Origin of the sequence: Amorphoplanes friuliensis DSM 7358 (assembly GCF_000494755.1) — a bacterium.
In the GTDB taxonomy this organism is placed as follows: domain Bacteria; phylum Actinomycetota; class Actinomycetes; order Mycobacteriales; family Micromonosporaceae; genus Actinoplanes; species Actinoplanes friuliensis.
The window spans coordinates 742,258-763,108 of the sequence record NC_022657.1 but is presented as its reverse complement, the minus strand read 5'-3'; the positions used below and the strand labels follow the sequence as shown (position 1 = coordinate 763,108).

Below are 20,851 nucleotides of genomic sequence, written 5' to 3'. Positions count from 1 at the left end.
GTGCCGCCTGCTGACCATCTGGGTGCAGAAAGGTAGCCAAGAAATCTTTGCCAAGTTTTCTTGGGCAGGCGCTAAGCTCGGGCGATGGAAGAACCAGCGCGCCTCAACGACGCCCGGGTGATGCGGGCGCTCGCCCATCCGATCCGGCTGCGGATCATTGCGCTGCTGTCGGAGATCGGCCCGGCCAGTGTCAGTGCGCTCGCCGGGCACACCGGCGAGTCGACGGCCTCGGTCAGTTACCACCTCTCGCAGTTGGCCCGCTTCGGGCTGGTCGAGGAGGCCGTCGAGGCGCGCACCGGCCGCGAACGACCCTGGCGGGCTGTGCACCGGGGCTTGTCCTGGGACTGGAACGACGGGGATCACGGGCTGCGGGCGGCGTACCTGAAGGAGCGTCTGCGGGTCGTGGACGAGTTTGTCGCCGCGGAGGACGCGCTGACACCCGAGTGGAAGACCGCCGCGTTTTTCCTCGACGACGTCGGCCATCTGACAACTGCGGAGCTGGCCGAGGTCAGCGACCGCATCAAGGCGCTGCTGGCGGGATACCGGCGGCCCGACCCCGCGGACCGGCCGGCGGACGCCCAGCGGGTTGTCTTCTTCGCGTACGGGCTACCCCATGAGCGGTAAGGGGATCGCGGCGCTGACGGCAGCGAAGCTGATCTCCACCACCGGGTCGTGGACGAGCACCGTGGCGATGCCCTGGTTCGTGCTGACGACCACCGGTTCGCCGGCGCGGATGAGTCTGGTGCTCGCCGCGCAGGTCGCCGGGGTGGTGCTGCTCGGTCTGCCCGGGGGCGCACTGGTCACCCGGCTCGGTACGCGTCGCACGATGCTGCTCGGTGACGCCGCCCGGGCGCCGCTGATCGCGCTGATTCCGCTGCTGTTCCACGTCGACGCCCTGGCGTTTCCGGTGCTGCTGGCGCTGGCTTTCACGGTCGGTGGCTTCACCGCGCCGTACGTGGCCGCGCAGCGTCTGGCGGTCGCCGAGCTCGTCGGCGAAGAACCGGCCCGGGTGACACGGGCGAACAGTCTGGTGGACGGCGCCACCCGGGTCGGCAATCTCGCTGGGCCGGCCCTGGCCGGTGTGCTCATCGGCGTGTTCGGCGCCGCGAACGTACTGCTGGTCGACGCGTTGACGTTTGTGCTGTCGTTCCTGATCGTGCTCACCCTCGTGCACCCGCGGACCCGGGCCACGGCAACCAGGGCTCGGCACGGCCTCCGGACCATGACGGCCGATCCGGCGCTGCGGTGGATGGCGGTCTCGTTGCTCTTTGTCGGCGTGACCTACCCGCTGATCATGGTGACGTTGCCGGTGCTGACCACCACCCGGTTCGCGGGCGATCCGCGTACCTATGGGCTGCTGGTCTCGGCCAGCGGTCTGGGACTCGCGGCAGGGAGCGTGCTGGCGGTCTGGGTGGCGGGCCGCTGGTCACCCGCGACGCTGGGCGGGATCGCCGCGGTCGGCGCGATGGGCCCCCTGTGGTTGCTGCCCCTGCCGCTCAGCTGGGTGGGAACGGGCGCGGTGCTCGCGGTCTCGGGTCTGTTCATCCCGGTGTTCAGCGCCTGCCTGACGTCGTACTTCACGCTGCGGACGCGGCCGGAGCTGCGGGCCCGCGTGATGACCGGCGTGGTGGCCACGGAGAACACGGCAGGGTTTGCCGCCTACGCGTGCGGCGGTCTGCTGATCGCGGCCGTGGGCATCGGACCGACCCTGCTGATCGTCGCGGTGGCCGGCACCGGGTGCGCCCTGTCGCTGCTCACCGCCGTGCGGGAGATCAAGCGGGACACACCTCGGGCGCGACGGACACCGGAACCTTCAGTTTCAGCTGGGCCCGGGTCAGCAGGCTGACACCGGCCGCCGCGGCACCGGCGCTGGCCAGAGCGATCAGGGCGCCGACCGTGCCGCCGGTGATCTGCTCGCCCAGCAGCACCAGGCCGATCGTCGCGGCGGCGACCGGGTTGGCCAGGGTGCTGACCGCCAGCGGCGCGCCGAGACCGTCACGGTAGGACCGCTGGGTGAAGAGCGTGCCGGCCGTGGACAGGACGGCGATCGCCAGCGCGGCAACGGCAACCGTCGGGTCGAGCAGGGCGCCGAAACCCTCGTCGGTGACGTGCACGGCGACCGTCTGCGTCAGCGCCGAGGAGACACCGAACGAGACACCGGCGGCGGCCGCGGTCCACAGGCCCGAGGCGCCCGGCACTGCGCCCCAGCCGCCCAGGGCGGTCAGCACGGTGGCGGTCACCAGCAGCAGCCCGACGAGCTGGGCGGTGCTGAGCACGGCGATGCTGTTGGTCGTACCGGCGAGGAGCAGGATGCCGACCAGGCCGGCCACCGTCAGGGAGATGCCACGGCCCTCGACGCGGCTGACCGCCCGCCGGGCGAGCGTCGCGGCCAGCGGGACCGCCAGCACCAGGGTGAGCACACCGAACGGCTGGACCAGCGAGAGCGGGCCGTACCGCAGGGCGGCGACGTGCAGGGCAGCACCGACACCGTTCAGCGCGATCGCGACCCACCACACGGGCAAACGGACCAGCACGCCGAGGGGTCGCTGCGCCACCCGCTCCTGCAGGACGGCCGCGGCCGCGTAACCCGCGGCCGAGACGATGCACAGCAGCACGGCGATCACCAGCGAGCTCATGGCTGCGTCTCCCCCGGACGGACCAGACCACTCTGGTACGCGATGACGACCAGCTGCGCGCGGTCGCGGACGCCGAGCTTGCTCATCGCCCGGTTGATGTGTGTCTTCACCGTCAGCGGCGACAGGTGCAGCCGCTCGGCGATCTCGTCGTTCGACAGCCCGTACGCCACCAGCGCCAGCACCTCACGTTCGCGTTCCGTCAGAGCGCCGAGCTCCAACGCCGCCGGCAGTGCGCTGGGCACCGGCTGGCTCAGGAAGCGGCTGACCAGTCCGCGGGTCGCGGCCGGGGAGAGTAACGACTCACCCGCCGCGACGACCCGGATGGCGTGCAGCAGATCGGCGGGCTCGACGTGCTTGCCGAGGAAACCGCTCGCGCCCGCCCGCAGGGCCAGCACGACGTTGTCGTCGTTCTCGAAGGTCGTCAGGACCAGCACGCGCACGCCGGCCAGGTCCTCGGCCTCGGCGATGTGACGGGTGGCCTCGATGCCGTCCATGTCCGGCATGCGAATGTCCATGAGCACCACGTCGGCCCGCTCGGAGCGGGCCAGCTGCACGGCCTCGCGGCCAGTGCCGGCCTCGCCGACCACCTCGACGCCGGGGTCGGGCTCGACGAACATCCGGAAGCCGGCCCGGATCAGCGGCTGGTCGTCGGCCAGCAGGACGCGGATGGTCATGACGCGGCCGGCTCGAGGGCGGCGGAGGGCAGCTCGGCGTGGACCGCGAACAGGCCCTGCGCCCCCGGGCAGGCCGTGAGGAGGCCGCCCGTGGAGGCGGCACGCTCACGCATGCCGAGGATGCCGTACCCGGATCCGGCCGGGGCGTTCTCGCGCTTGACCGGGTTGGTGATGTCCAGGGTCACACCGTCGCCGGTGTAAGCCACGATCAGACGGGCGGTGCCGTCGCCGTATTTCTGGGCGTTGGTGAGCGCCTCCTGCGCGATGCGGAAGGCCGCGAGGTCGACCAGCGCGGGCAGCTCGCGGGACTCGCCGATCTGGTGGTGGTCGACACGCAACCCGGCGGCGGCGAGGTCGTCGAGCAGCCCGCTCAGCCGGGCCAGCCCGCGGGTCGGCTCGGTCGCCGGCGCCGGGTCACCGTCGAGGTTCTCGGAGCTGCGCAGCAGGCCGACCACCGAGGCGATCTCCTTGAGCACGGCGTCCGAGGAGCGGCTGATGTGGTCCAGCGCCGGGCCGACACGTTCCGGGCGGTGCGCCAGGATGTGTTTGGCCCCGGTGGCCTGCACCTTGATGACGGCGATGTGGTGGGCGACGACGTCGTGCAGCTCCCGGGCGATGCGGACCCGCTCCTCGACGACACGACGGCGGGCCTCCTCGTCGCGGCTCTGCTCGGCACGCCGGGCCCGCTCCTCGACCTCGGCGACGTAGGCCCGGCGGCTGCGGGTGGCGTCCCCGATGGCCGTGGCCATGCCGATCCAGGCGACACCGCCCAGGTTTTCCGGTGCCCACCAGCCACCGCCGCCCCACGCGACACCGGCCAGGTAGAGGGCCGCGGCGACACAACCGGCGGTGATCCAGGCCGTCCGCCGGTCGGTGCGGCTCGCGTGGGTGAAGAGAAGGACGACCAGGGCCGCGGTCAGCACCGGCTGCCGCTCGTGGTGGACCCCGACCACCGCGGTCCAGGCGATCGCCGCGACGATCAGCGCCGGCCGGGTCCGGACGCGGCGCAGGGAGACGGCCAGGAAGGCGACGGCGATCGCGAAGACGTCGGCGACTCCGGGCGAGCGCGGTGTCTCACCGTGCGGCCCGACGCGCAGGGCGATGACCGCGAAGATCGCCAGCGCCACGCCGAGGGCGGCGTCACAGAGCAGCGGATGGTGGCGAACTGCCTGCCCCACCCGTGTCTCGTGCCATCCGCCCAGCTCCATGCCGATCACGTTACGCGCGGAGGGGCCGACAGAACGTCGTCCCCGGGCGGTAAGAACGTGACCTCGGATACCGCAGTTGCAGTACACGGATCTACCCACCGCGGGACGACGCGGATGACAGGCCCGGCGCGCCAGCCTGGTACCCATGATCGAGGTACACGAACTCACCAAACGGTACGGCGCCAAGACAGCCGTCGACTCGCTGACGTTCACCGTCAAGCCGGGCATCGTCACCGGCTTCCTCGGCCCCAACGGCGCCGGCAAGTCCACCACGATGCGCATGATCCTGGGGCTCGACCGCCCCACGTCCGGCACGGCGACCATCAACGGCCGCCCGTACGCCGAGCACACCGCACCGCTCAAGCAGGCCGGCGCGCTGCTCGACGCCAAGGCCGTGCACACCGGGCGCTCCGCCTACCACCACCTGCTCGCCATGGCGGCCACCACCGGCGTACCCCGCAGCCGCGTCGACGAGGTGATCGACCTCGTCGGGCTGCACGAGGTCGCCCGCAAACGCGCCGGCGCCTTCTCGCTGGGCATGGGCCAGCGCCTCGGTATCGCGTCCGCGCTGCTCGCCGACCCCGAGGTGCTGATCCTCGACGAGCCCGTCAACGGCCTCGACCCCGAAGGCATCCTCTGGATCCGCCACCTGATGCAGAACTTCGCCGCTCAGGGCCGCACGGTTTTTGTCTCCTCGCACCTGATGAGCGAGATGGCGCTGACCGCCGAGCACCTCGTGGTCGTCGGGAAGGGCCGCCTGATCGCCGATGTGTCCGTGGCCGCGTTCATCGAGCAGGCCGCCCGCGACACCGTGCTGGTCCGCTCGCCGCGGGCCGTCGAACTCCACGACCTCATCACCGGGCCGGGCGTGACCGTGCTCAGCGTCGAACGCGGCGCCTTCGAGGTCTCCGGCCTCTCCGCCGCCGAGGTCGGTGACCGCGCCTCCGCGGCGGGCATCGCCCTGCACGAGCTGACCGTGCAACGGCCCTCGCTCGAGGAGGCGTTCATGGAGCTGACCAAGGACGCCGTCGAATACCAGACCGTAGGAGCAGCAGCATGAGCACCGCGACCCTCTCCCCGCCCCCCGACACCGCTCAGGCCGCCGCGCCGGTCGTGGCGTCCAAGCTCAAGGTCACCCAGGCGCGGGTGGTCCGCTCCGAGTGGATCAAGTTCTGGTCGTTGCGTTCCACGACCGTCACGCTGGCCGCGGCCGTCGTCCTGCTCGTCGGCATCGGCCTGCTCGCGTCCTCGATGCTCAACTCGGGTGACACCGGCGGTCCTGGCCCCGACGTCCTCGGCCCGGTCAGTGCCAGTCTCGCCGGTCTGACCTTCGCGCAGCTGGCCTTCGGCACCCTGGGCGTGCTGTTCATGGCCAGTGAGTACAGCACCGGCATGATCCGCTCGTCGCTGACGGCCGTACCGAAGCGCCTCCCGGTCCTCTGGGGCAAGATCGCCGTTTTTGCGGCGGTGGTCTTCGTTGTCGGTCTTGTCGCCTCGGCCGTCGCCTTCACCGGCGGTCAGGCCATCATCGGTGACGGCGGCGCCTCCTGGTCGGACCCGGGCGTGACCCGCGCAGTCGTCGGCTCGGCGGTTGTCCTGGCCGGCTCCGGCGTCCTCGGCTTGGCCCTCGGCGCGCTGCTGCGGTCGACCCCGGCCGCCATCAGCACGCTGTTCGGCGCGATGTTTCTGCTCAGCGGTGTGGCTCAGCTCCTGCTGCCGGACGCCTGGCGCGACGACGTCGTCCGCTTTCTGCCCGCCAACGCCGGTGACGCGTTCACGGCGGTGACCGAGGGCTCGGGCGCCCTGACCCCCTGGGCCGGCCTCGCCGTCTTCGTGGCCTACGTCGCCGCGGTGGTCGCGGGTGGCGCCTGGCGCCTCAAGCGCTCCGACGCCTGATCACGATAGGGTCGGAACCGGTGTGCCGGGAAGTCTGGTCGGCGATTCTGTCGGCGACCCCACCGGAGGCCCTCATTGTCCCTCTTCGGACGCGGCACCTGGCCCGAGGCACGCCGGATCGCCGAGCTGCTGCGCGCCGAAACCGTCGGCGGAGTGCTGCTCCTGGTCGCCGCGCTGGCCGGCCTCGCCTGGGCCAACTCACCCTGGGGTGACAGCTACCGCAGCCTCTCCGCTCTGCACGTCGGACCGCTCACCCTCGCGGAGTGGGCGGCCGACGGGCTGCTGGCGATCTTCTTCTTCGTCGCCGGTCTGGAGCTCAAGCGGGAGTTCGTCGCCGGGGACCTGCGTGATCCACGCCGCGCCGCACTGCCCGTCGTGGCCGCCGTCGGCGGGATGATCGCACCCGCCGTGATCTTCACCGTGATCAACCTGAACAGTGGCGCCCTCGCCGGATGGGCCACGCCGACCGCGACCGACATCGCGTTCGCGCTGGCCGTGCTCGCGGTCATCGGCACCCATCTGCCCGCCGCGCTGCGGACGTTCCTGCTGACGCTGGCCGTCGTCGACGACCTGCTCGCCATCACGATCATCGCGATCTTCTACACGTCGTCGCTGCACCTCCTGCCACTGCTGCTGGCGCTGCTGCCGCTGGCAGGATTCGGCCTGCTCGTCCAGCGCGGCGTACACCGATGGTGGCTGCTGCTGCCGCCGGCCGCGGTGACCTGGTTCCTGGTGCACGAGTCCGGCATCCACGCGACGGTGGCCGGTGTTCTGCTCGCCTTCACGGTTCCCGTGCACAGGGACGGGATGGCCGAGCATTTCGAACGCCGCATCCGGCCGCTGTCGTCCGGGTTCGCCGTACCGGTCTTCGCCTTCTTCGCCGCCGGGGTCTCGGTGGCCGCGGCGGGCGGACTCGGCGCCAGCCTGCGCGACTCGGTGACGATCGGCATGATCGTCGGTCTGGTCGCCGGCAAGACGATCGGCATCACCGGCGCGACCTGGCTGGTGCAGCGTTTCACCCGCGCCAGCCTCGACCCGGGCCTGAGCTGGTGGGACGTCCTCGGCCTGTCCCTGCTGGGCGGGATCGGCTTCACGGTGTCACTGCTGATCGGCGAGCTCGCCTACGGGTCCGGCACCGTCCGCGACGGCCACGCGAAGATCGGCATCCTCCTGGGTTCCCTGATCTCCGCACTGCTGGCGACGATCGTCCTGCGGCTGCGCGACCGGCACTACCGGCTGATCGCCGTCGAGGAGTCGCACGACGCGGACGAGGACGGCATCCCGGACGTCTACCAACGCTGACGCGCCACTGTCGTGTTTCGGCACTGCGGGTAGCCTTGGCGACCGGACCTAGACCGGGGGGCACTGGGTGAGCCGGCTACGCAGGCGCTGCGAGCGTCGCATTCAGAACATTCCGATCCCACGACCGTTCGATCTGAGCACGTTCTGCGCGGTGGTGGCCTCCCACCGCGGACGGCCGTTGAGTCTGCAACCCATGCCCGGCCTGACCGCCGGCGCACCGTGCGGCCTGTGGATCTCGGTGCCGACCGCGGACTACGTCTTCTACGATCCGGGCACCTCACGGCTGCACGCCGAACACATCGTCCTGCACGAGCTCGGCCACATGCTCAGCGGTCACACCACCGGCCTCGACGTCAGCGGCGGGGCCCTCGCCCGGCTCGTCCCCGACCTCGATCCGTCGACGGTCACGACCATCCTCGGCCGGGTCAGTTACACCACCGCGCAGGAGCGTGAGGCCGAGATGCTGGCCTCGCTGATCCGCGCCCGGTCCGGACCGGAGACCACCGGTGACGAGCGGCCCGGCGGCACTCTCGGCCGGGTCGCCGACGTGCTCAACTTCCAGTCTTGAACGGCGCTCTCACCGGCATCCTGCTTGTTGTCCTGTGGGGCACGGTCGCGGCACGTCTGCCGACGCTGTGGCGCGACGCCCAGCAGCGGGCCATGTGGGCGACGCTGTGCGCGCTGGCGCTGACCAAGACCGTGGCGACGCCCGGCGTCAACTCCGTGCTCGGCGAGCTGATCCCGCATCCGCAGATCCTGCCGCACCTGCTCGGGGTCGCGGCCGCGTACTTCCTGCTGCGGTTCATCTCGCTGATCACCGCTTACGACGCCGCTCATCCCCGGGCCGCCCGATACCAGCCACTCCTGGCCGGTGTGGTGGTCGTCCTGCTCATCGTGCTGATGAACGCGACACCCGGAGGCATCTCGACCACGGGCGCCGACCTGATGGCAGCAACCCTGACACCTTCGGCGACGGCGTACTGGGTGGTGCTGAACGGTTACCTGGGCACGGTTCTGGTCATTGCGACCGCGCTGTTCTGGCGGATCAGCCGGTCGGCCGCGGCGCGCCTGCTCCGCAACGGTCTGCGGGCCATCGCGATGGGGACGTTCCTGGTGGCCGCGTACGCGGTGCTGAAGACCGGTGTGATCGTGGCGCACGGTTCGGGTCTGACCCTGCCCCTGCAGGAGATCGAGCCCATCGCCAACGCCCTGCGGTCGGCCGGCACGATCCTCGCCGTCGTCGGCGCGGCCGTCCCGGCGGGCGGAAAGCTGCGCTCGGTGATCCGGTCGTACCGTTCGCTGTGGGCTCTTCGTCCACTGTGGCGGGTGATGCGGCGGACCTTCCCGCAGGTGATCCTCTTCTCGCGGCGGCGCGCCCTGGTCGAGCTGGCCGGTGTCGACGACGTCCAGCTGCGGCTCTACCGCCGGGTCATCGAGATCCGGGACGGCATGCTGACCCTGCGCGACTATCTGCCCGCCGGCACGCTGGCCGAGGCGCGGCTCTTCGTGGGTGAGAGTCCGGCGCTGATCGAGGCGTGCGGCATCACGCTGGCCCTGCACCGGCACGACTCCGGGTTGCCGCCCGTGGACAACGGCGACCACTGGGCGCAGGTGGGTGGTGAGGTCGCCGACGAGGTCGCCTGGCTCAGCGCGGTCGCGGCGGCCTTCCGCCGCAAGGAACCGGCCGCGTTCACGCGCCGGCGCACCGCGACGGTGGCAGGCTGACGGGTCTCAGGCCTCGGGTCGGCGACGGTCGCGTTCCAGCTCCCACACCTTGCGCACCAGCTCGCCGATCGTGTCGCGGCTGCTCGGTGACACGTCCGCGGCCCGCAGTGCGATCTCGGTGACCTGGGCGTCCCGCAGCGAGCTCAGCAGCGCCAGCTGACCGTCGATCTTGCGGGCCTCGGCGTCGTCCAGGAAATAGGCGACGGGCACCCCGAAAAAGGTGGCCAGCCCGGTCAGGTGCTGCACCGTCGGGTTGTCACGCCGCCCGGTCCGCAGCTGCCAGATGTAGGTGTGGGAGATCTGGATGCCCTGCTGGGCCCGGATCGCCTCGGCGACGGCCATGTAACTGGCCTCGCCCTGGCCCGCGGACCGGACCTGCTTGAAGAGCCGGTCCAGTTTTTCGGCGATGGAGAACTCGCTGGGCACGCGCACTCCCCTCGTCGCCGGGCCAAGATCGGACATGCGGATCATACCGACGAAAACCGGCCGCTGCATCGGTGCCCATGAGCAGCCGGAGCTGCACATCCCCCGATGTGAGGGCACCGCGAACGACCGTAAACTCAGATTTATGGTGCTCGTTGGGAGCGTAAACGAAACACTCCCGTCGCTCAAGCGACCGGTATTCTTCTCACCGTGACGGACATTGTGGAGAGTCCCGAGGTGACGACCCTGCTCGATGAGCTGACCCGGTTGCCGGGGCGGGACGATCCCTATCCGCGCTACCGGCGACTGCGCGAGATCTCGCCGGTCGTCCGCGCCGAGGACGGCGCCCTGGTCGTGACCCGGCACGCCGACTGCGTCGCCGTCACCCGCCACCCGAAACTCGGCCACATGCCGTCACACATGATGGAGTTCGTCCGCCCCGACTGGGACCGGCACCCCGCGCTGCAGCAGCTGTTCACCAGCATCCTGGCGATCAACCCGCCCGACCACACCCGGCTGCGCCGCCTGGTCAGCTCGTCCTTCACCGCCCGGCGGGTGCAGGCCCTGCAGCCGAGGATCGCGCAGATGGTCGAGGAGCTCCTCGAGCCGATGAGCGGCGAGGTCGACTTCGTGCAGGCGTTCGGCTTCCCGCTGCCGGTCAACGTCATCGGCGAGCTGCTCGGCATCCCGGAGCCCGACCGCGCGCAGTTCCAGACGCTGGTCCGCGACTGGACGCAGGTGCTCGAGGTCATCTCCCCCGAGGTGCTGGCGACCGCGGACCCGGCCGCGGCCACGATCCGCTCCTACCTGGCCGGCCTGGCCGCCGAACGCCGCCGCAAGCCCGGTGACGACCTGATCAGCGCCCTGGTCGCCGCCGAGGAAGACGGCGAGAAGCTCACCGAGGACGAGCTGCTCACGATGGCCGCCCTGCTCTTCGCCGCGGGCTTCGAGACGACCACCAACCTGCTCGGCAACAGCGTCGTCTCCCTGCTGCGCAACCCCGACCAGCTGGAGCTGCTGCGAATGCAGCCCGGGCTGGCGGCGAGCGCGGTCGAAGAGCTGCTGCGTTTCGACACCCCGGTGCAGCTGCTGAGCCGGGTGGCCTGGGACGACATCGAGATCGCCGGTGTGCCCGTGTCCGGCGGCGAGCGCATCGTGGCGTACCTCGGTGCGGGCAACCGGGACCCGGAGCGGTTCACCGACCCGGACCGCCTCGACCTGGCCCGTCCGGACAACGCGCCGCTGTCCTTCGGCGGCGGCATCCATTACTGCCTCGGTGCGCCGCTGGCCCGCCTGGAAGCGCAGATCGCGATCCCGGCGCTGCTGGCGCGCTTTCCCGGGCTGGCCCTCGCCGGCGAACCGGGGCGTCGTGACAGCCTGGCCATCCGCGGATACACCAGTGTGCCGGTGACCGTCGGCTGACGATTCAGCCGGGAAATAGGAGCGCCGCTGCGAATTCCACGGGGGAAGAACTCGCAACGGCGTCGTAGGAAAGAGTATCGACCGTTGCGGTTCTTGTCCATCCGTACCGACGATCAACGCGCGCGGGCCGAAACGCCGATCCCCCACTCCCCGCCCAGCACCCTGACATCGGCGAATCCGGTGGCCCGCACCGCCGACGCGACGGTCGAGGTGATCCGGTCGGCGGAGGTGGGACCGTCACCGCCATACAAGATCAATAAGCGCCCGCCGGGCCGGATCACCCCCGCGAGAACGTCCAGGCCCGCACCCGGCGTGGTCCAAAAAACATTGACGTCCATGGCGTACGCCGTGACAAATACTTGCCGTTCGGCAGTTAATTCGCCGAGGCTGCTCCGGCGCACCTCGAGCCGGCCGGCGTCCACGTGGGCCGCGTTGCGGCGCGTCGTGCGTCCGACGGCGACGGCCGACCGGTCGATCGCGAGCAGCCGCCCGGTGGTCAGGCGTTCGCAGACCAGCCCGGCGGCGACACCCGGACCGCAGCCGATCTCGAGCAGCTCGTCACCGGGCGCCGGCGCGATGACCTCGATCGCCCCGCGGACCCGGTCAGGATTCAAGGACGCCGACGCCGGGAGCTTCCGCGCTCTCCGCCAGCATCTTCTTGCGCTTCTTGGCGGGCAGGCGGTCGACGTAGAGCAGACCGTCGAGGTGGTCGGTCTCGTGCTGCAGGCAGCGCGCCAGCAGGCCCGTGCCGTCGATGCGAACCGGGGCGCCGTGCATGTCGACACCGGTCACGTACGCCGTGGTGGGCCGGCCGATGTCGGCACGGACGCCGGGCACCGACAGGCAGCCCTCGCTGTCGACCTCGAGCTCACGCCCGTCGGGCAGGTGCAGCACGGGGTTGACGACGTGCGCGACGACGTGGGTCTCGGTGGCGTCGGGGCAGTCGACGACGAACACCCGCGCGTCGACGCCGATCTGGTTGGCGGCGAGCCCGACCCCTTCCGCCGCGGCCATCGAGGCGAACATGTCGGCTACGAGCTGCTGAAGCTCGTCGTCGAAGACGGTCACCTCGGCGCACCGGCGGTGCAGGACGGGGTTTCCATAACGGGTGATGGGTCGCGGAGTTCCGGCACGAGTCTGCACAGCCCGATTTTATGACGGCCCCGGGCAGCAAGACGCCCGCGCTCCGGAACGGGGGACCGGAACGCGGGCGACGTCAAGCGATCAGGCCTGCGGGGTGTCACCGGGGTTGTCGGCCGGACGGCTCTCCCGGCGTGCGGCACGGCCGGCAGCGTCCGCAGCCGTGCTGGCCCAGGCGCGGGCCTTCCCGGCCTGCGTGCCGGCCCAGTCGCCGAGGTCGGCCGCGCCACCGGTCACCCGGCGGGCCAGCGTGACCAGCGGGTCCTGAGAGTTCTGGAACGACTCCCGGTAGTGACTCGCCGCGGCCTTGACGTCGCCGGTGACCGACGCGTTGCCGTCCGAGTCCCGGCGCGGGTAGTCGCCACCGACGATGCGGGCGTAGTCGCCGGAGTCGATCCAGCGGCGCAGCTCGGCCGCGCGGGCGACCGGCACCGGGTGGCTACTCCAGGCCGTCATGCTGATCTTGTGGATGCTGTCGCGCAGGTCGCCGCCACCCTGGTATTCCGCCGCCTGCTCGAGGAAGGCCGCGGTGTCGATCTGCGACAGGTCGCCGCCACCCGCGAGCTTCATCAGCAGGCGGATCGAGGCTGACGGGTCCTGGCCGGCGAGCAGGCCCGCACGGTCGGCGGAGAGCTCGGCCTTGCGCCACCACTCGTACATCGCGGCGATGATCGCCCGGAGTGCGATCGCGCCGATCGGGAGCCAGCTGACGCTGGTCGCCCACTTGGTCAGGATCATCATGATCGTCTTGTAGACGGCGTGACCGCTGCGGACGTGCCCGATCTCGTGACCCAGCAGCGCACGCAGCTCGTCGTCGTCGAGCTTCTCGACCGCGCCCGTGGTGATGACGATGAACGGCTTGTCCATGCCGATCGCCTGGCCGTGGATCATCGGCGACTGGGTGACGAACAGCTCGGGCAGCTCGGCGACGTCCAGCGTCGTCGCCGCCTCGGCGTACCGCTGATAGACCCGCGGGTACTGGCGGTGATCGACGCGGATCGACCCGGCCAGGTACGAGAGGCGGAAACCGCGCTCGTTCCACATGCCGAAGAACGCCTTGACGACGTCGTCGAAGCCGCGCAGCTCACGCAGGGCGGTCAGCGCACCCCGGTCGGCGGGGTGTTCCCAGGCCCGGGAGCTGATGTCGGTCAGCGTGACCCGCTGCCGGGCCGGTCGATTGTCGTCGTCGATCGTCATGGTGGTCCCCTCAGCGACTCGGTCTCCTGATCCGGCCACCAGCTTGGCTTCCGGGGCGGCCCGGGCACATCGGCTCCGAGCGGGACTCTGCCCAGCCAGGATCAGACTTTCGGCCGACCCGGCCTGAGGTGTTTTTGATGGGTCCCCAGCCTTGTTACGATCATGTAACGACCGCATTCTCGGAGGCGTGAAGCTTCTTCAGGGAAGAGTCGTCCTGGTCAGCGGCGGGACACAGGGCATCGGCGCGGGCGTCGCCCGGGCGGCGGCCCGCGAGGGCGCGTCCGTCGTCGTGACCGGCCGCCGACCCGAGAGCGGCGAGCCGCTGGCCCGCGAACTGGGTGGCACCTACCTGCAGTCCGACGTGTCCGACGTGGACAGCGCCCGTACGTCCGCCCGCGCGACGATCGAACGCCACGGCCGCATCGACTGCCTGGTCAACGCGGCCGGGCTGACCTCGCGCGGCACCCTGCTCGACACCACCCCGGAGCTTTTTGATCAGCACATCGCGGTCAACCTGCGCGGGCCGTTCTTCCTGATGCAGGCAGCCGTGCAGGACATGGTCCGCCGCGGTGAGCCCGGCACGATCGTCAACATCATCTCCTCGTCCGAGCTGGGCGGGCAGCCGTATCTCGCGCCGTACGTTGCCGCGAAGGCTGGGCTGGCCGGGCTGACCCGCAACGCCGCCCACGCGCACCGCTTCGACCGGATCCGCATCAACGGCCTCGACATCGGCTGGACCGACACCGAGGGTGAGGACGTCACGCAGCGCGCCTTCCACGCCGCCGACGACGGCTGGCGCGAGCGGGCCGCGAAGAACCTGCCGATGGGCAAGCTCAGCCAGGTCGACGAGATCGCGGACTTTGTGGTCTTCCTGCTCTCCACGCGCAGCGGCGTGGTGACCGGCTCGGTCATCGACTGGGACCAGAACGTCCTCGGCGGAATGGACTGAACATGCGAATCGGACTCATCGGGCTCGGCCGTATCGGTGCGTTCCACGCCGAGACCCTCAGCGGACTGCCCGCCGTCACCAGCCTCGTTGTCGCCGACGCCGTGCCGGCTGTGACCGAGCGGATCGCCGGCAAGTTCGGCGCCGAGCGGGCCGCCAGCCCCGGGGCGGTGCTGACCAGCGGCATCAATGGCGTGGTCATCGCGGCCGCCACCGACGCGCATCCGCAGCTGATCCTGGCGGCGGTCGAGGCCGGACTGCCGGTCTTCTGCGAGAAGCCGGTGGCGAAGGGCGCGGCCGAGGCCGAGGAGGTGCTGCGGCACTGCGCCGGCGCAGGAGTGCAGATCGGCTACAACCGCCGGTTCGACCCGGGCTTCGTGGCGGCACGCGCCGCGATCGCCGCCGGTGAGCTCGGGCGGCTGCACACCGTACGGTCGACGACGATGGACCCGGCACCACCGCCGGCGGCGTATCTCGCCGGATCGGGCGGGATCTTCCACGACTGCAGCGTGCACGACTTCGACATCATCCGGTTCGTCACCGGTCGCGAGGTCGTCGAGGTCTACGCGACCGGAAGCACAGCCGGCGACGAGATCTTCGCTCAGCTCGGTGACGCCTCCACCACCGCGGCGACCCTGACGCTGGACGACGGCACGATCGCGGTCGTCTCGAACACCCGGTACAACGGCCGGGGTTACGACGTGCGCCTCGAGGCGCACGGCAGCGCCGACAGCATTGCCGTGGGCTGGGAGGAACGCCTGCCGATGCGTTCGGTCGAGCCGGGTGTGGCCTTCCCCGGCGGCACCCCGCACGGCTTCTTCATGGACCGGTTCGCCGAGGCCTACCGCCGCGAGCTGTCCGCGTTCACCGAGGTTGTCGCCGGCACCCGCACCAGCCCGTGCACGGTCGCCGACGCCGTCGCGGCGGGCTGGATCGCCGAGGCCTGCACGGTGTCGCTGCGGGACCACCGTCCCGTACGTGTTGATGAAGTGAGGAGCGCAGCATGAGGATTGCCGGGGCGCCCATCTCCTGGGGTGTTTGTGAAGTGCCGGGCTGGGGCTATCAACTGCCCGCCGACCGGGTCCTGCGCGAGATGCGTGAGGTCGGGCTGACGGCGACGGAGTTCGGCCCCGACGGCTTCCTGCCGACCGACGAGATCCTGCGTGACCTGGGGCTGAGCGCGATCGGGGGTTTTGTCCCGGTCATCCTGCACGATCCCGGCCACGAGCCGGCCGTCGACTTCGAGCGGTTCGTCGCCGCCGGGGCCGACACCGTGGTTCTCGCCGCGGCGACCGGCCAGGACGGGTACGACAGCCGCCCGGTCCTGGACGCCCGGGGCTGGCAGAGCCTGCTCACCAACCTCGACAAACTGGCCGCCGCCGCGCGCGAACGTGGCCTCCGGGCCGTCCTGCACCCGCACGTCGGCACGATGGTCGAGCAGACCGCCGAGGTCGAGCGGGTGCTCGACGGCTGTGGCATCGGCCTGTGCCTGGACACCGGTCATCTGCTGATCGGCGGCACCGACCCGGTTGTTCTCGCTCAGCGGGCCGGCGACCGGATCGCCCACGTGCACGCCAAGGACGTCGACGACAGCGTCGCCGCCGAGGTCCGCGCGGGCCGGCTCGGGTACACCGAGGCCGTCGGCGCGGGCATGTACAAGCCGATCGGCGACGGGGACGTGGACTTCGCCGCGGTGGCGGCGGCGTTGCAGCGCCACGACTACGACGGCTGGTGGGTGCTCGAGCAGGACACGATCCTCACCGGCGAGCCGGCCGGCGAAGGGCCGATCGCCGACGTCCGCCTCAGCGCCGGCCGCCTGCGCGAGATCCTGGCCGCTCAGGCGAAGCGGTAACGGGTCTGCGTGTAGGGGTTCTTGCCGAAGGACAGCACCTTGCGCGGGCGCACCCCGAAGACGAGCCCGGTACGCCCGGCGCCGTCGCCGAACGCGTCCTCGCCTACCACGTAGTCCCAGTCCAGTTTCGACTTCCACAGCGCCGCGAGCTCGACCAGGCGGGCGTGGTCGGTGATCCGTTCGGCCACACCCTCGACCACCACGTCGACGCCGGAGTGCAGGTCGTTCGTACCGGTGGTCAGGACGCAGGCGGGCCGGCCCAGCAGATTTTTGGTCTTCTGTTCCTGGTCACCGGCGCAGAAGTGCAGGATGTTGTCGAGCCAGACGGTCGGCAGCGGCGTGACGTGCGGGCGCCCGTCGCCGCGGACGGTCGACAGCCAGAACATCTCCGACTTCGTCAGCAGGTCGTCGACGTCGGCCCACGGCACCGGGCCGGCGCCCGGCTCGCTGAAGCCCTCGTTGAACTCCACGATCGGTGCGGTCATCGGTCCTCATCTCGTCAGGTCCTCGGCGCGGGTCAGCAGGGCCCGGCGCTCCGGTTCGGTCGGGGCCGCCGCGGCGGCCCGCTCGAACAGCGACACAGCCCGCTCGACGTCCCCGGCCCGGGCGGTCAGGTCGGCCTCCACCGCCAGGACATACGGGTACGCGTCCAGCGCCCCACCCGCGCGTGCCTCCGCGAGCAGCACCAGCCCTGACGCCGCACCGTGGGCGTAGCCGTGCGCGACCGCCCGGTTCAGCGCGATCACCGGTGTCGGCAGCAGGCCGTAGAGCTCGTCGTAGAGGGTGGCGGCCGTGGGCCAGTCGCTGGGCGAGGCGACATGACAGGCGGCGATGCGCGCCTGCAACGCGTACGGGCCGGGCTGTGCCGGGAGGAGCGCGACGGCCTCCCCGATCGCCGCGTGGTCCCAGCGCCCGCGGTCCTGCTGGTCCAAAGTGAGCAGATTGCCGTCGGCGTCGCGACGCGCAGCGCGCCGCGAGTGCTGCAGCAGGAACAGCGCCAGCAGCCCCGACACCTCCGGCTCGCCCGGCATCAGCGCACGCAGGAGCCGCGCCAGCCGGATCGCCTCCTCCGCGAAGGCCGGCTCCCCCTCGGTGTCGTACCCCCGCGTGAACAGCAGGTAGAGCACGGCCAGCACCCCGGGCAGCCGTTCGGTCAGCGCCGCCCCGGTCGGTACGCGGTACGGGATCCCGGCCGTCGCGATCTTCGCCTTGGCCCGTGTCAACCGTCGTGTCATGGTCGACTCGGTGACCAGGAACGTCCGTGCGATGTCGGCGGCCGGCACACCCGCGATGGTCCGCAGGGTCAGCGCCACCCTGGCTTCCAGCGCCAGAGCCGGATGGCAGCAGGTGAAGATGAGTCGCAGCCGATCGTCCACAGCGGGCACCTCCTCCGGCTCGGTCGACGCCAGCATCGCCAGTTCTTCGAGCTTGCGGCGTTCGACGGTCGCGCGCCGCAGCACGTCGACAGCGCGGTTGCGCGCGACCGTCATCAGCCATCCGCCCGGGTTCGCCGGCACCCCGTCTTTCGGCCAGCGCTCCAGGGCGAGGGCCAGCGCCTCCTGGGCGCAGTCCTCCGCCAGGGTCCAGTCACCGGTGATGCGGATCAGCGCGGCGACGATCCGCGGGCGTGACTCCACACCCGCGTCGGCGACCGCCCGGGCGGTGTCGGTCATCTAGGCGAAGGGACGCAGCTCGATGCGACCGCGCCAGGCCATCGGGTGCGCCCGCGCGACCTCGATCGCCTCGTCCAGGTCGGCGCACTCGAGGAGGTCGTATCCCACGATGACCTCCTTGGTCTCCGCGAACGGCCCGTCGGAGAGAAGCAGCTCACCGCCGCGCACCCGGACCGTGGTGGCCGCGGCCGGCGAAACGAGCTCGCTGCCCTCGATGCGGCGTCCGGCCTTGTCGTTCTCCGTGACCCACACGTCGACATCGGGGACCAGCGAGTCGTCGGTCTCCGGCTCGGTGTCGGTGCAGACGAACATCATGTACTTCATCGCGAACGCTCCCTCATTTTTCGTGATCTCACCATCGTGACGAACGGGCGACGCGGTTCCGGACAGCTCTCGCCGAAAAGATTTCAAAGTTCTGCGGGCGGTGCATTGTGTGGCGTTATCACCTGGATCGCCGACGGTGTGGACCGCACCGGGCCGGGCAGCGCACCCTGCGCCTGCATGATCACCTGGCATGCCCGGCGCATGTCCGTCCGCAGATCGTGGTGCAGCACGGCCGAGATCCGCCGCCCGCGCAGCAGTGCCGTGTTCTCCTCGTCGAGGTCGTGCGCGACAAAAACGTCGTAGGTCCGCTGCTGCTTCGCGAAGGCGTCAGCCACCGCGGTGTTGCCGCCCGCACCGGCGTAGAGCGAATAGACCGCACGCACGGACGGGTGAGCGGCCAGGGCCTCGCGGGTGCCGATGTGCACGGCGTCCGCGCGGTCCTCCTCGTCCACAACCTCGACCAGCCGGCGCCCGGTGGCCAGTGCCCGCATCTCGGCCCGGAAGCCCATCTCCCGCTCGTCCTCACCGCGGAACGAGCCGTGCCCGCGCACCACGAGCACGTCACCCGCCCGGCCGGCCAGCCACTGCTCCACCAGGTACGCCGCGGTCGCACCGGCGGCACGATTGTCGATACCCACGTACGCGGCCCGCGCGCTGGTCGGCAGGTCCGTGACCAGCGTGACCACCGGGGTGCCGCGATCGGTGAACCGTGCAACCGCCTCGACCACCTCCGGTACGTCCGGCGCCTTGAGAATCACCCCGTGCGAGCCCTTACGGGCGACACGTTCCAGGACGCCGACCAGATCGCCGACCGCCGGGCTGTCGAGCAGGTGGAACCGCGACCGGATGACGGCCGGGCGCATCGCGGGCAGTTCGGCCTCCAGCGCCGTGCGGACGGTGGCCGAGAACCGCCGTGGTGCCTGCACGATCACGTCGACCATGAAGGTCCGGCCACCGATCCGGAGCTGGGACCGCTGCCCATCGAGATCGGCGATGGCCTGCTCGACCTCGCGCACGGTGCTGCCGCGAACCCCGCCGCGGCCGTGCAGCACCCGATCCACGGTGGCGGGGCTGAGGCCGGACTGGGCGGCGATCTCGCGGATCCGGTACGGGTGCTTCACCCGTACACGGTGATGGTTTTTTGAGGGCTTTTCAAGGCACTTTGATGTTGTTTTCCGGCTTAGCGTCGAGTCCATGACTTCCTGGTTCTCGGCGGCCGACTGCCGCCTCTCAGACTTCCGGGCCGTGGTCGAGCGGCAGACGGACCGGGCCGGCTACCCCCACGCCGCCGACGTGCGGCAGAACGTCCTGATCTACGACCGCACGGTGCTCGACGGTGACCGCCGCGAGGTGCAGGCCGAGCTGGCCCGCGCGCTGATGGACGGCCCGGGCATCGTCGTCTTCACGGGCGCCTTCGCCGCGGACGTCGTCGATCGGGCGACCGGCGTCTTCGCCGCGCTGATCGACGAGCAGAAGGCCTCCGGAGCGGTCGCCGGCGACCACTTCGCCAAGCCGGGTGCCAACGACCGCATCTGGGGCGGGCAGGAGAAGTTCGCCCTGCGTGACCCCGAGGTTTTCGCCGACTACTACGACAACGCCACCCTCGCGCTGATCTGCGAGGCCTGGCTGGGCCTCGGTTACCAGGTCACGTCCCAGGTCAACGTGGTGAACCCGGGCGGGCAGGCCCAGGTCGCCCACCGCGACTATCACCTGGGTTTCATGTCCCGGGAGCAGGCACAGAGTTACCCCGCGCACATCCACGCGCTGTCACCCGTGCTGACCCTGCAGGGTGCGATCGCGCACATCGACATGCCGGTGGAGACCGGTCCGACGCTCTACCTCCCGCATTCGCAGAAGTACCCGGCCGGTTACATCGCGTTCCACCAGCCGGAGTTCACCGCGTACTTCGAGGAGAACCACGTGCAGTTGCCGCTGGCCAAGGGCGACGCGGTGTTCTTCAACCCGGCGCTGTTCCACGGCGCGGGCACCAACCGCAGCGCGGACGTGAAGCGGATGGCCAACCTGTTGCAGGTCTCGTCGGCGTTCGGACGGGCGATGGAGAGCCAGGACCGCGCGGCGATGTGCCGGGCCCTCTATCCGGTGCTGCAGAAGTTCGAGGGCAACGTCGGCAACGTCATCGCCGCCTCCGCCGAGGGTTACGCGTTCCCCACCAACCTCGACCGTGACCAGCCGATCGGTGGCCTCGCGCCGCAGACCCAGGCCGAGCTCATGCACCAGGCGCTCGCCGAGAAGTGGGATCCGACACAGCTCTCCGAGGCCCTGAACGCCCAGTACGAGAGGCGATCTTGATTTCGGAACGTTATGATTGACGGGCCCGGTCGAGAGGCGCTGCGACGGATCACCTGGTCCGCCACGCTCGACCGCAGGCCAAGACGACGAAAGGGCGCCTTCCGTAAGTGGGAGGTGCCCTTC

Annotated in this window: 23 protein-coding genes and 1 riboswitch; of the genes, 12 read left to right on the top strand and 11 right to left on the bottom strand. The window is 70.8% G+C overall.

Annotated elements, in window-relative coordinates:
• The first annotated feature begins 84 nt into the window (after positions 1 to 84).
• Entirely contained in the window at positions 85 to 624 is a 540-nt protein-coding gene (locus AFR_RS03495; RefSeq protein WP_023357922.1) for an ArsR/SmtB family transcription factor, read from the top strand.
• A complete protein-coding gene (locus AFR_RS03490) occupies positions 614 to 1,846 on the top strand; it encodes an MFS transporter (protein WP_023357921.1) in 1,233 nt (410 codons plus the stop codon). Before AFR_RS03495 ends, AFR_RS03490 begins: the two co-directional genes overlap by 11 nt.
• On the opposite strand, the gene AFR_RS03485 is transcribed toward AFR_RS03490, so the two are convergent.
• Genes AFR_RS03485 through AFR_RS03475 form a run of 3 tightly spaced genes read right to left on the bottom strand, consistent with a single transcriptional unit; the run spans position 1,773 to position 4,518 of the window.
• On the bottom strand, positions 1,773 to 2,636 hold the full coding sequence (locus AFR_RS03485) for a DMT family protein (protein WP_023357920.1): 864 nt from the start codon (positions 2,634 to 2,636) through the stop codon (positions 1,773 to 1,775). The two genes, AFR_RS03490 and AFR_RS03485, sit on opposite strands and share 74 nt — an antisense overlap.
• Positions 2,633 to 3,310 (bottom strand): response regulator, encoded by a 678-nt coding sequence (locus AFR_RS03480; RefSeq protein WP_023357919.1) that lies wholly within the window; start codon positions 3,308 to 3,310, stop codon positions 2,633 to 2,635. The genes AFR_RS03485 and AFR_RS03480 overlap by 4 nt, the downstream gene beginning before the upstream one ends.
• On the bottom strand, positions 3,307 to 4,518 hold the full coding sequence (locus tag AFR_RS03475) for a sensor histidine kinase (protein WP_023357918.1): 1,212 nt from the start codon (positions 4,516 to 4,518) through the stop codon (positions 3,307 to 3,309). Before AFR_RS03475 ends, AFR_RS03480 begins: the two co-directional genes overlap by 4 nt.
• A 145-nt stretch (positions 4,519 to 4,663) precedes the next feature.
• Here AFR_RS03475 and AFR_RS03470 point away from each other — a divergent pair, with 145 nt between their 5' ends.
• The 5 genes from AFR_RS03470 to AFR_RS03450 all read left to right on the top strand — a co-directional run bounded on the left by AFR_RS03470 (position 4,664) and on the right by AFR_RS03450 (position 9,441).
• The gene (locus tag AFR_RS03470) at positions 4,664 to 5,578 is read left to right on the top strand and encodes an ATP-binding cassette domain-containing protein (RefSeq protein WP_023357917.1); all 915 of its coding nucleotides are present in this window, start codon (positions 4,664 to 4,666) and stop codon (positions 5,576 to 5,578) included.
• Positions 5,575 to 6,414 carry an ABC transporter permease gene (locus tag AFR_RS03465; protein ID WP_023357916.1) on the top strand — a complete coding sequence of 280 codons (840 nt, stop codon included), beginning with the start codon at positions 5,575 to 5,577 and terminating at the stop codon, positions 6,412 to 6,414. Before AFR_RS03470 ends, AFR_RS03465 begins: the two co-directional genes overlap by 4 nt.
• Positions 6,415 to 6,489: 75 nt before the next feature.
• Entirely contained in the window at positions 6,490 to 7,716 is a 1,227-nt protein-coding gene (gene nhaA / locus AFR_RS03460; RefSeq protein WP_023357915.1) for a Na+/H+ antiporter NhaA, read from the top strand.
• Positions 7,717 to 7,894: 178 nt separating this feature from the next.
• Positions 7,895 to 8,284, top strand: a complete 390-nt coding sequence (locus AFR_RS03455) for a hypothetical protein (RefSeq protein WP_193786351.1) — start codon at positions 7,895 to 7,897, stop codon at positions 8,282 to 8,284.
• On the top strand, positions 8,281 to 9,441 hold the full coding sequence (locus tag AFR_RS03450) for an MAB_1171c family putative transporter (RefSeq protein WP_023357913.1): 1,161 nt from the start codon (positions 8,281 to 8,283) through the stop codon (positions 9,439 to 9,441). Before AFR_RS03455 ends, AFR_RS03450 begins: the two co-directional genes overlap by 4 nt.
• 6 nt (positions 9,442 to 9,447) lie before the next feature.
• Here the strand turns inward: AFR_RS03450 and AFR_RS03445 are convergent, their stop codons facing one another.
• Positions 9,448 to 9,867 (bottom strand): helix-turn-helix domain-containing protein, encoded by a 420-nt coding sequence (locus AFR_RS03445; RefSeq protein ID WP_041841740.1) that lies wholly within the window; start codon positions 9,865 to 9,867, stop codon positions 9,448 to 9,450.
• A 207-nt stretch (positions 9,868 to 10,074) separates the two neighbouring features.
• On the opposite strand from AFR_RS03445, the gene AFR_RS03440 reads away from it, so the two are divergent.
• Positions 10,075 to 11,286, top strand: a complete 1,212-nt coding sequence (locus tag AFR_RS03440) for a cytochrome P450 (protein ID WP_084297894.1) — start codon at positions 10,075 to 10,077, stop codon at positions 11,284 to 11,286.
• A 113-nt stretch (positions 11,287 to 11,399) separates the two neighbouring features.
• Here AFR_RS03440 and AFR_RS03435 read toward each other — a convergent pair whose 3' ends face one another.
• From AFR_RS03435 to AFR_RS03425, 3 genes are all read right to left on the bottom strand, one after another.
• Positions 11,400 to 11,900, bottom strand: a complete 501-nt coding sequence (locus AFR_RS03435; RefSeq protein WP_023357910.1) for a class I SAM-dependent methyltransferase — start codon at positions 11,898 to 11,900, stop codon at positions 11,400 to 11,402.
• Positions 11,890 to 12,429 (bottom strand): peptide deformylase, encoded by a 540-nt coding sequence (gene def / locus AFR_RS03430; protein ID WP_041840575.1) that lies wholly within the window; start codon positions 12,427 to 12,429, stop codon positions 11,890 to 11,892. Before def ends, AFR_RS03435 begins: the two co-directional genes overlap by 11 nt.
• An 81-nt stretch (positions 12,430 to 12,510) precedes the next feature.
• Complete coding sequence (locus AFR_RS03425; RefSeq protein ID WP_023357908.1) at positions 12,511 to 13,623, bottom strand: M48 family metallopeptidase; 1,113 nt, start codon at positions 13,621 to 13,623, stop codon at positions 12,511 to 12,513.
• Between the two features lie 187 nt (positions 13,624 to 13,810).
• Here AFR_RS03425 and AFR_RS03420 point away from each other — a divergent pair, with 187 nt between their 5' ends.
• From AFR_RS03420 to AFR_RS03410, 3 genes are read left to right on the top strand one after another with little or no spacing between them, the layout of a single operon-like run.
• Positions 13,811 to 14,572, top strand: a complete 762-nt coding sequence (locus AFR_RS03420) for an SDR family oxidoreductase (RefSeq protein ID WP_023357907.1) — start codon at positions 13,811 to 13,813, stop codon at positions 14,570 to 14,572.
• Positions 14,573 to 14,574: 2 nt separating this feature from the next.
• Positions 14,575 to 15,576 (top strand): Gfo/Idh/MocA family protein, encoded by a 1,002-nt coding sequence (locus AFR_RS03415; protein ID WP_023357906.1) that lies wholly within the window; start codon positions 14,575 to 14,577, stop codon positions 15,574 to 15,576.
• A complete protein-coding gene (locus AFR_RS03410; RefSeq protein WP_041840574.1) occupies positions 15,573 to 16,421 on the top strand; it encodes a TIM barrel protein in 849 nt (282 codons plus the stop codon). The genes AFR_RS03415 and AFR_RS03410 overlap by 4 nt, the downstream gene beginning before the upstream one ends.
• On the opposite strand, the gene AFR_RS03405 is transcribed toward AFR_RS03410, so the two are convergent.
• The 4 genes from AFR_RS03405 to AFR_RS03390 all read right to left on the bottom strand — a co-directional run bounded on the left by AFR_RS03405 (position 16,406) and on the right by AFR_RS03390 (position 19,539).
• Positions 16,406 to 16,906, bottom strand: a complete 501-nt coding sequence (locus AFR_RS03405; protein WP_023357904.1) for a pyridoxamine 5'-phosphate oxidase family protein — start codon at positions 16,904 to 16,906, stop codon at positions 16,406 to 16,408. The genes AFR_RS03410 and AFR_RS03405 overlap by 16 nt on opposite strands.
• Before the next feature lie 6 nt (positions 16,907 to 16,912).
• The gene (locus AFR_RS03400; protein WP_023357903.1) at positions 16,913 to 18,094 is read right to left on the bottom strand and encodes an RNA polymerase sigma factor; all 1,182 of its coding nucleotides are present in this window, start codon (positions 18,092 to 18,094) and stop codon (positions 16,913 to 16,915) included.
• Positions 18,095 to 18,418 (bottom strand): YciI family protein, encoded by a 324-nt coding sequence (locus AFR_RS03395; protein ID WP_023357902.1) that lies wholly within the window; start codon positions 18,416 to 18,418, stop codon positions 18,095 to 18,097.
• Between the two features lie 83 nt (positions 18,419 to 18,501).
• On the bottom strand, positions 18,502 to 19,539 hold the full coding sequence (locus AFR_RS03390; protein WP_023357901.1) for a LacI family DNA-binding transcriptional regulator: 1,038 nt from the start codon (positions 19,537 to 19,539) through the stop codon (positions 18,502 to 18,504).
• Between the two features lie 73 nt (positions 19,540 to 19,612).
• Here AFR_RS03390 and AFR_RS03385 point away from each other — a divergent pair, with 73 nt between their 5' ends.
• Complete coding sequence (locus AFR_RS03385; protein WP_023357900.1) at positions 19,613 to 20,728, top strand: phytanoyl-CoA dioxygenase family protein; 1,116 nt, start codon at positions 19,613 to 19,615, stop codon at positions 20,726 to 20,728.
• Between the two features lie 25 nt (positions 20,729 to 20,753).
• Positions 20,754 to 20,835: riboswitch (S-adenosyl-L-homocysteine riboswitch) on the top strand.
• The last annotated feature ends 16 nt before the right edge of the window (positions 20,836 to 20,851 follow it).

Excerpts from the sequence above, each read along its gene's own strand:
- AFR_RS03490 (WP_023357921.1), top strand. The coding sequence starts at position 614 with ATGAGCGGTAAGGGGATCGCGGCGCTGACGGCAGCGAAGCTGATCTCC.
- AFR_RS03395 (WP_023357902.1), bottom strand. The coding sequence starts at position 18,418 with ATGAAGTACATGATGTTCGTCTGCACCGACACCGAGCCGGAGACCGAC.
- AFR_RS03485 (WP_023357920.1), bottom strand. The coding sequence starts at position 2,636 with ATGAGCTCGCTGGTGATCGCCGTGCTGCTGTGCATCGTCTCGGCCGCG.
- AFR_RS03470 (WP_023357917.1), top strand. The coding sequence starts at position 4,664 with ATGATCGAGGTACACGAACTCACCAAACGGTACGGCGCCAAGACAGCC.
- AFR_RS03475 (WP_023357918.1), bottom strand. The coding sequence starts at position 4,518 with ATGGAGCTGGGCGGATGGCACGAGACACGGGTGGGGCAGGCAGTTCGC.
- AFR_RS03415 (WP_023357906.1), top strand. The coding sequence starts at position 14,575 with ATGCGAATCGGACTCATCGGGCTCGGCCGTATCGGTGCGTTCCACGCC.
- AFR_RS03410 (WP_041840574.1), top strand. The coding sequence starts at position 15,573 with ATGAGGATTGCCGGGGCGCCCATCTCCTGGGGTGTTTGTGAAGTGCCG.
- AFR_RS03385 (WP_023357900.1), top strand. The coding sequence starts at position 19,613 with ATGACTTCCTGGTTCTCGGCGGCCGACTGCCGCCTCTCAGACTTCCGG.
- AFR_RS03480 (WP_023357919.1), bottom strand. The coding sequence starts at position 3,310 with ATGACCATCCGCGTCCTGCTGGCCGACGACCAGCCGCTGATCCGGGCC.
- AFR_RS03405 (WP_023357904.1), bottom strand. The coding sequence starts at position 16,906 with ATGACCGCACCGATCGTGGAGTTCAACGAGGGCTTCAGCGAGCCGGGC.
- AFR_RS03400 (WP_023357903.1), bottom strand. The coding sequence starts at position 18,094 with ATGACCGACACCGCCCGGGCGGTCGCCGACGCGGGTGTGGAGTCACGC.
- AFR_RS03425 (WP_023357908.1), bottom strand. The coding sequence starts at position 13,623 with ATGACGATCGACGACGACAATCGACCGGCCCGGCAGCGGGTCACGCTG.
- AFR_RS03495 (WP_023357922.1), top strand. The coding sequence starts at position 85 with ATGGAAGAACCAGCGCGCCTCAACGACGCCCGGGTGATGCGGGCGCTC.
- AFR_RS03465 (WP_023357916.1), top strand. The coding sequence starts at position 5,575 with ATGAGCACCGCGACCCTCTCCCCGCCCCCCGACACCGCTCAGGCCGCC.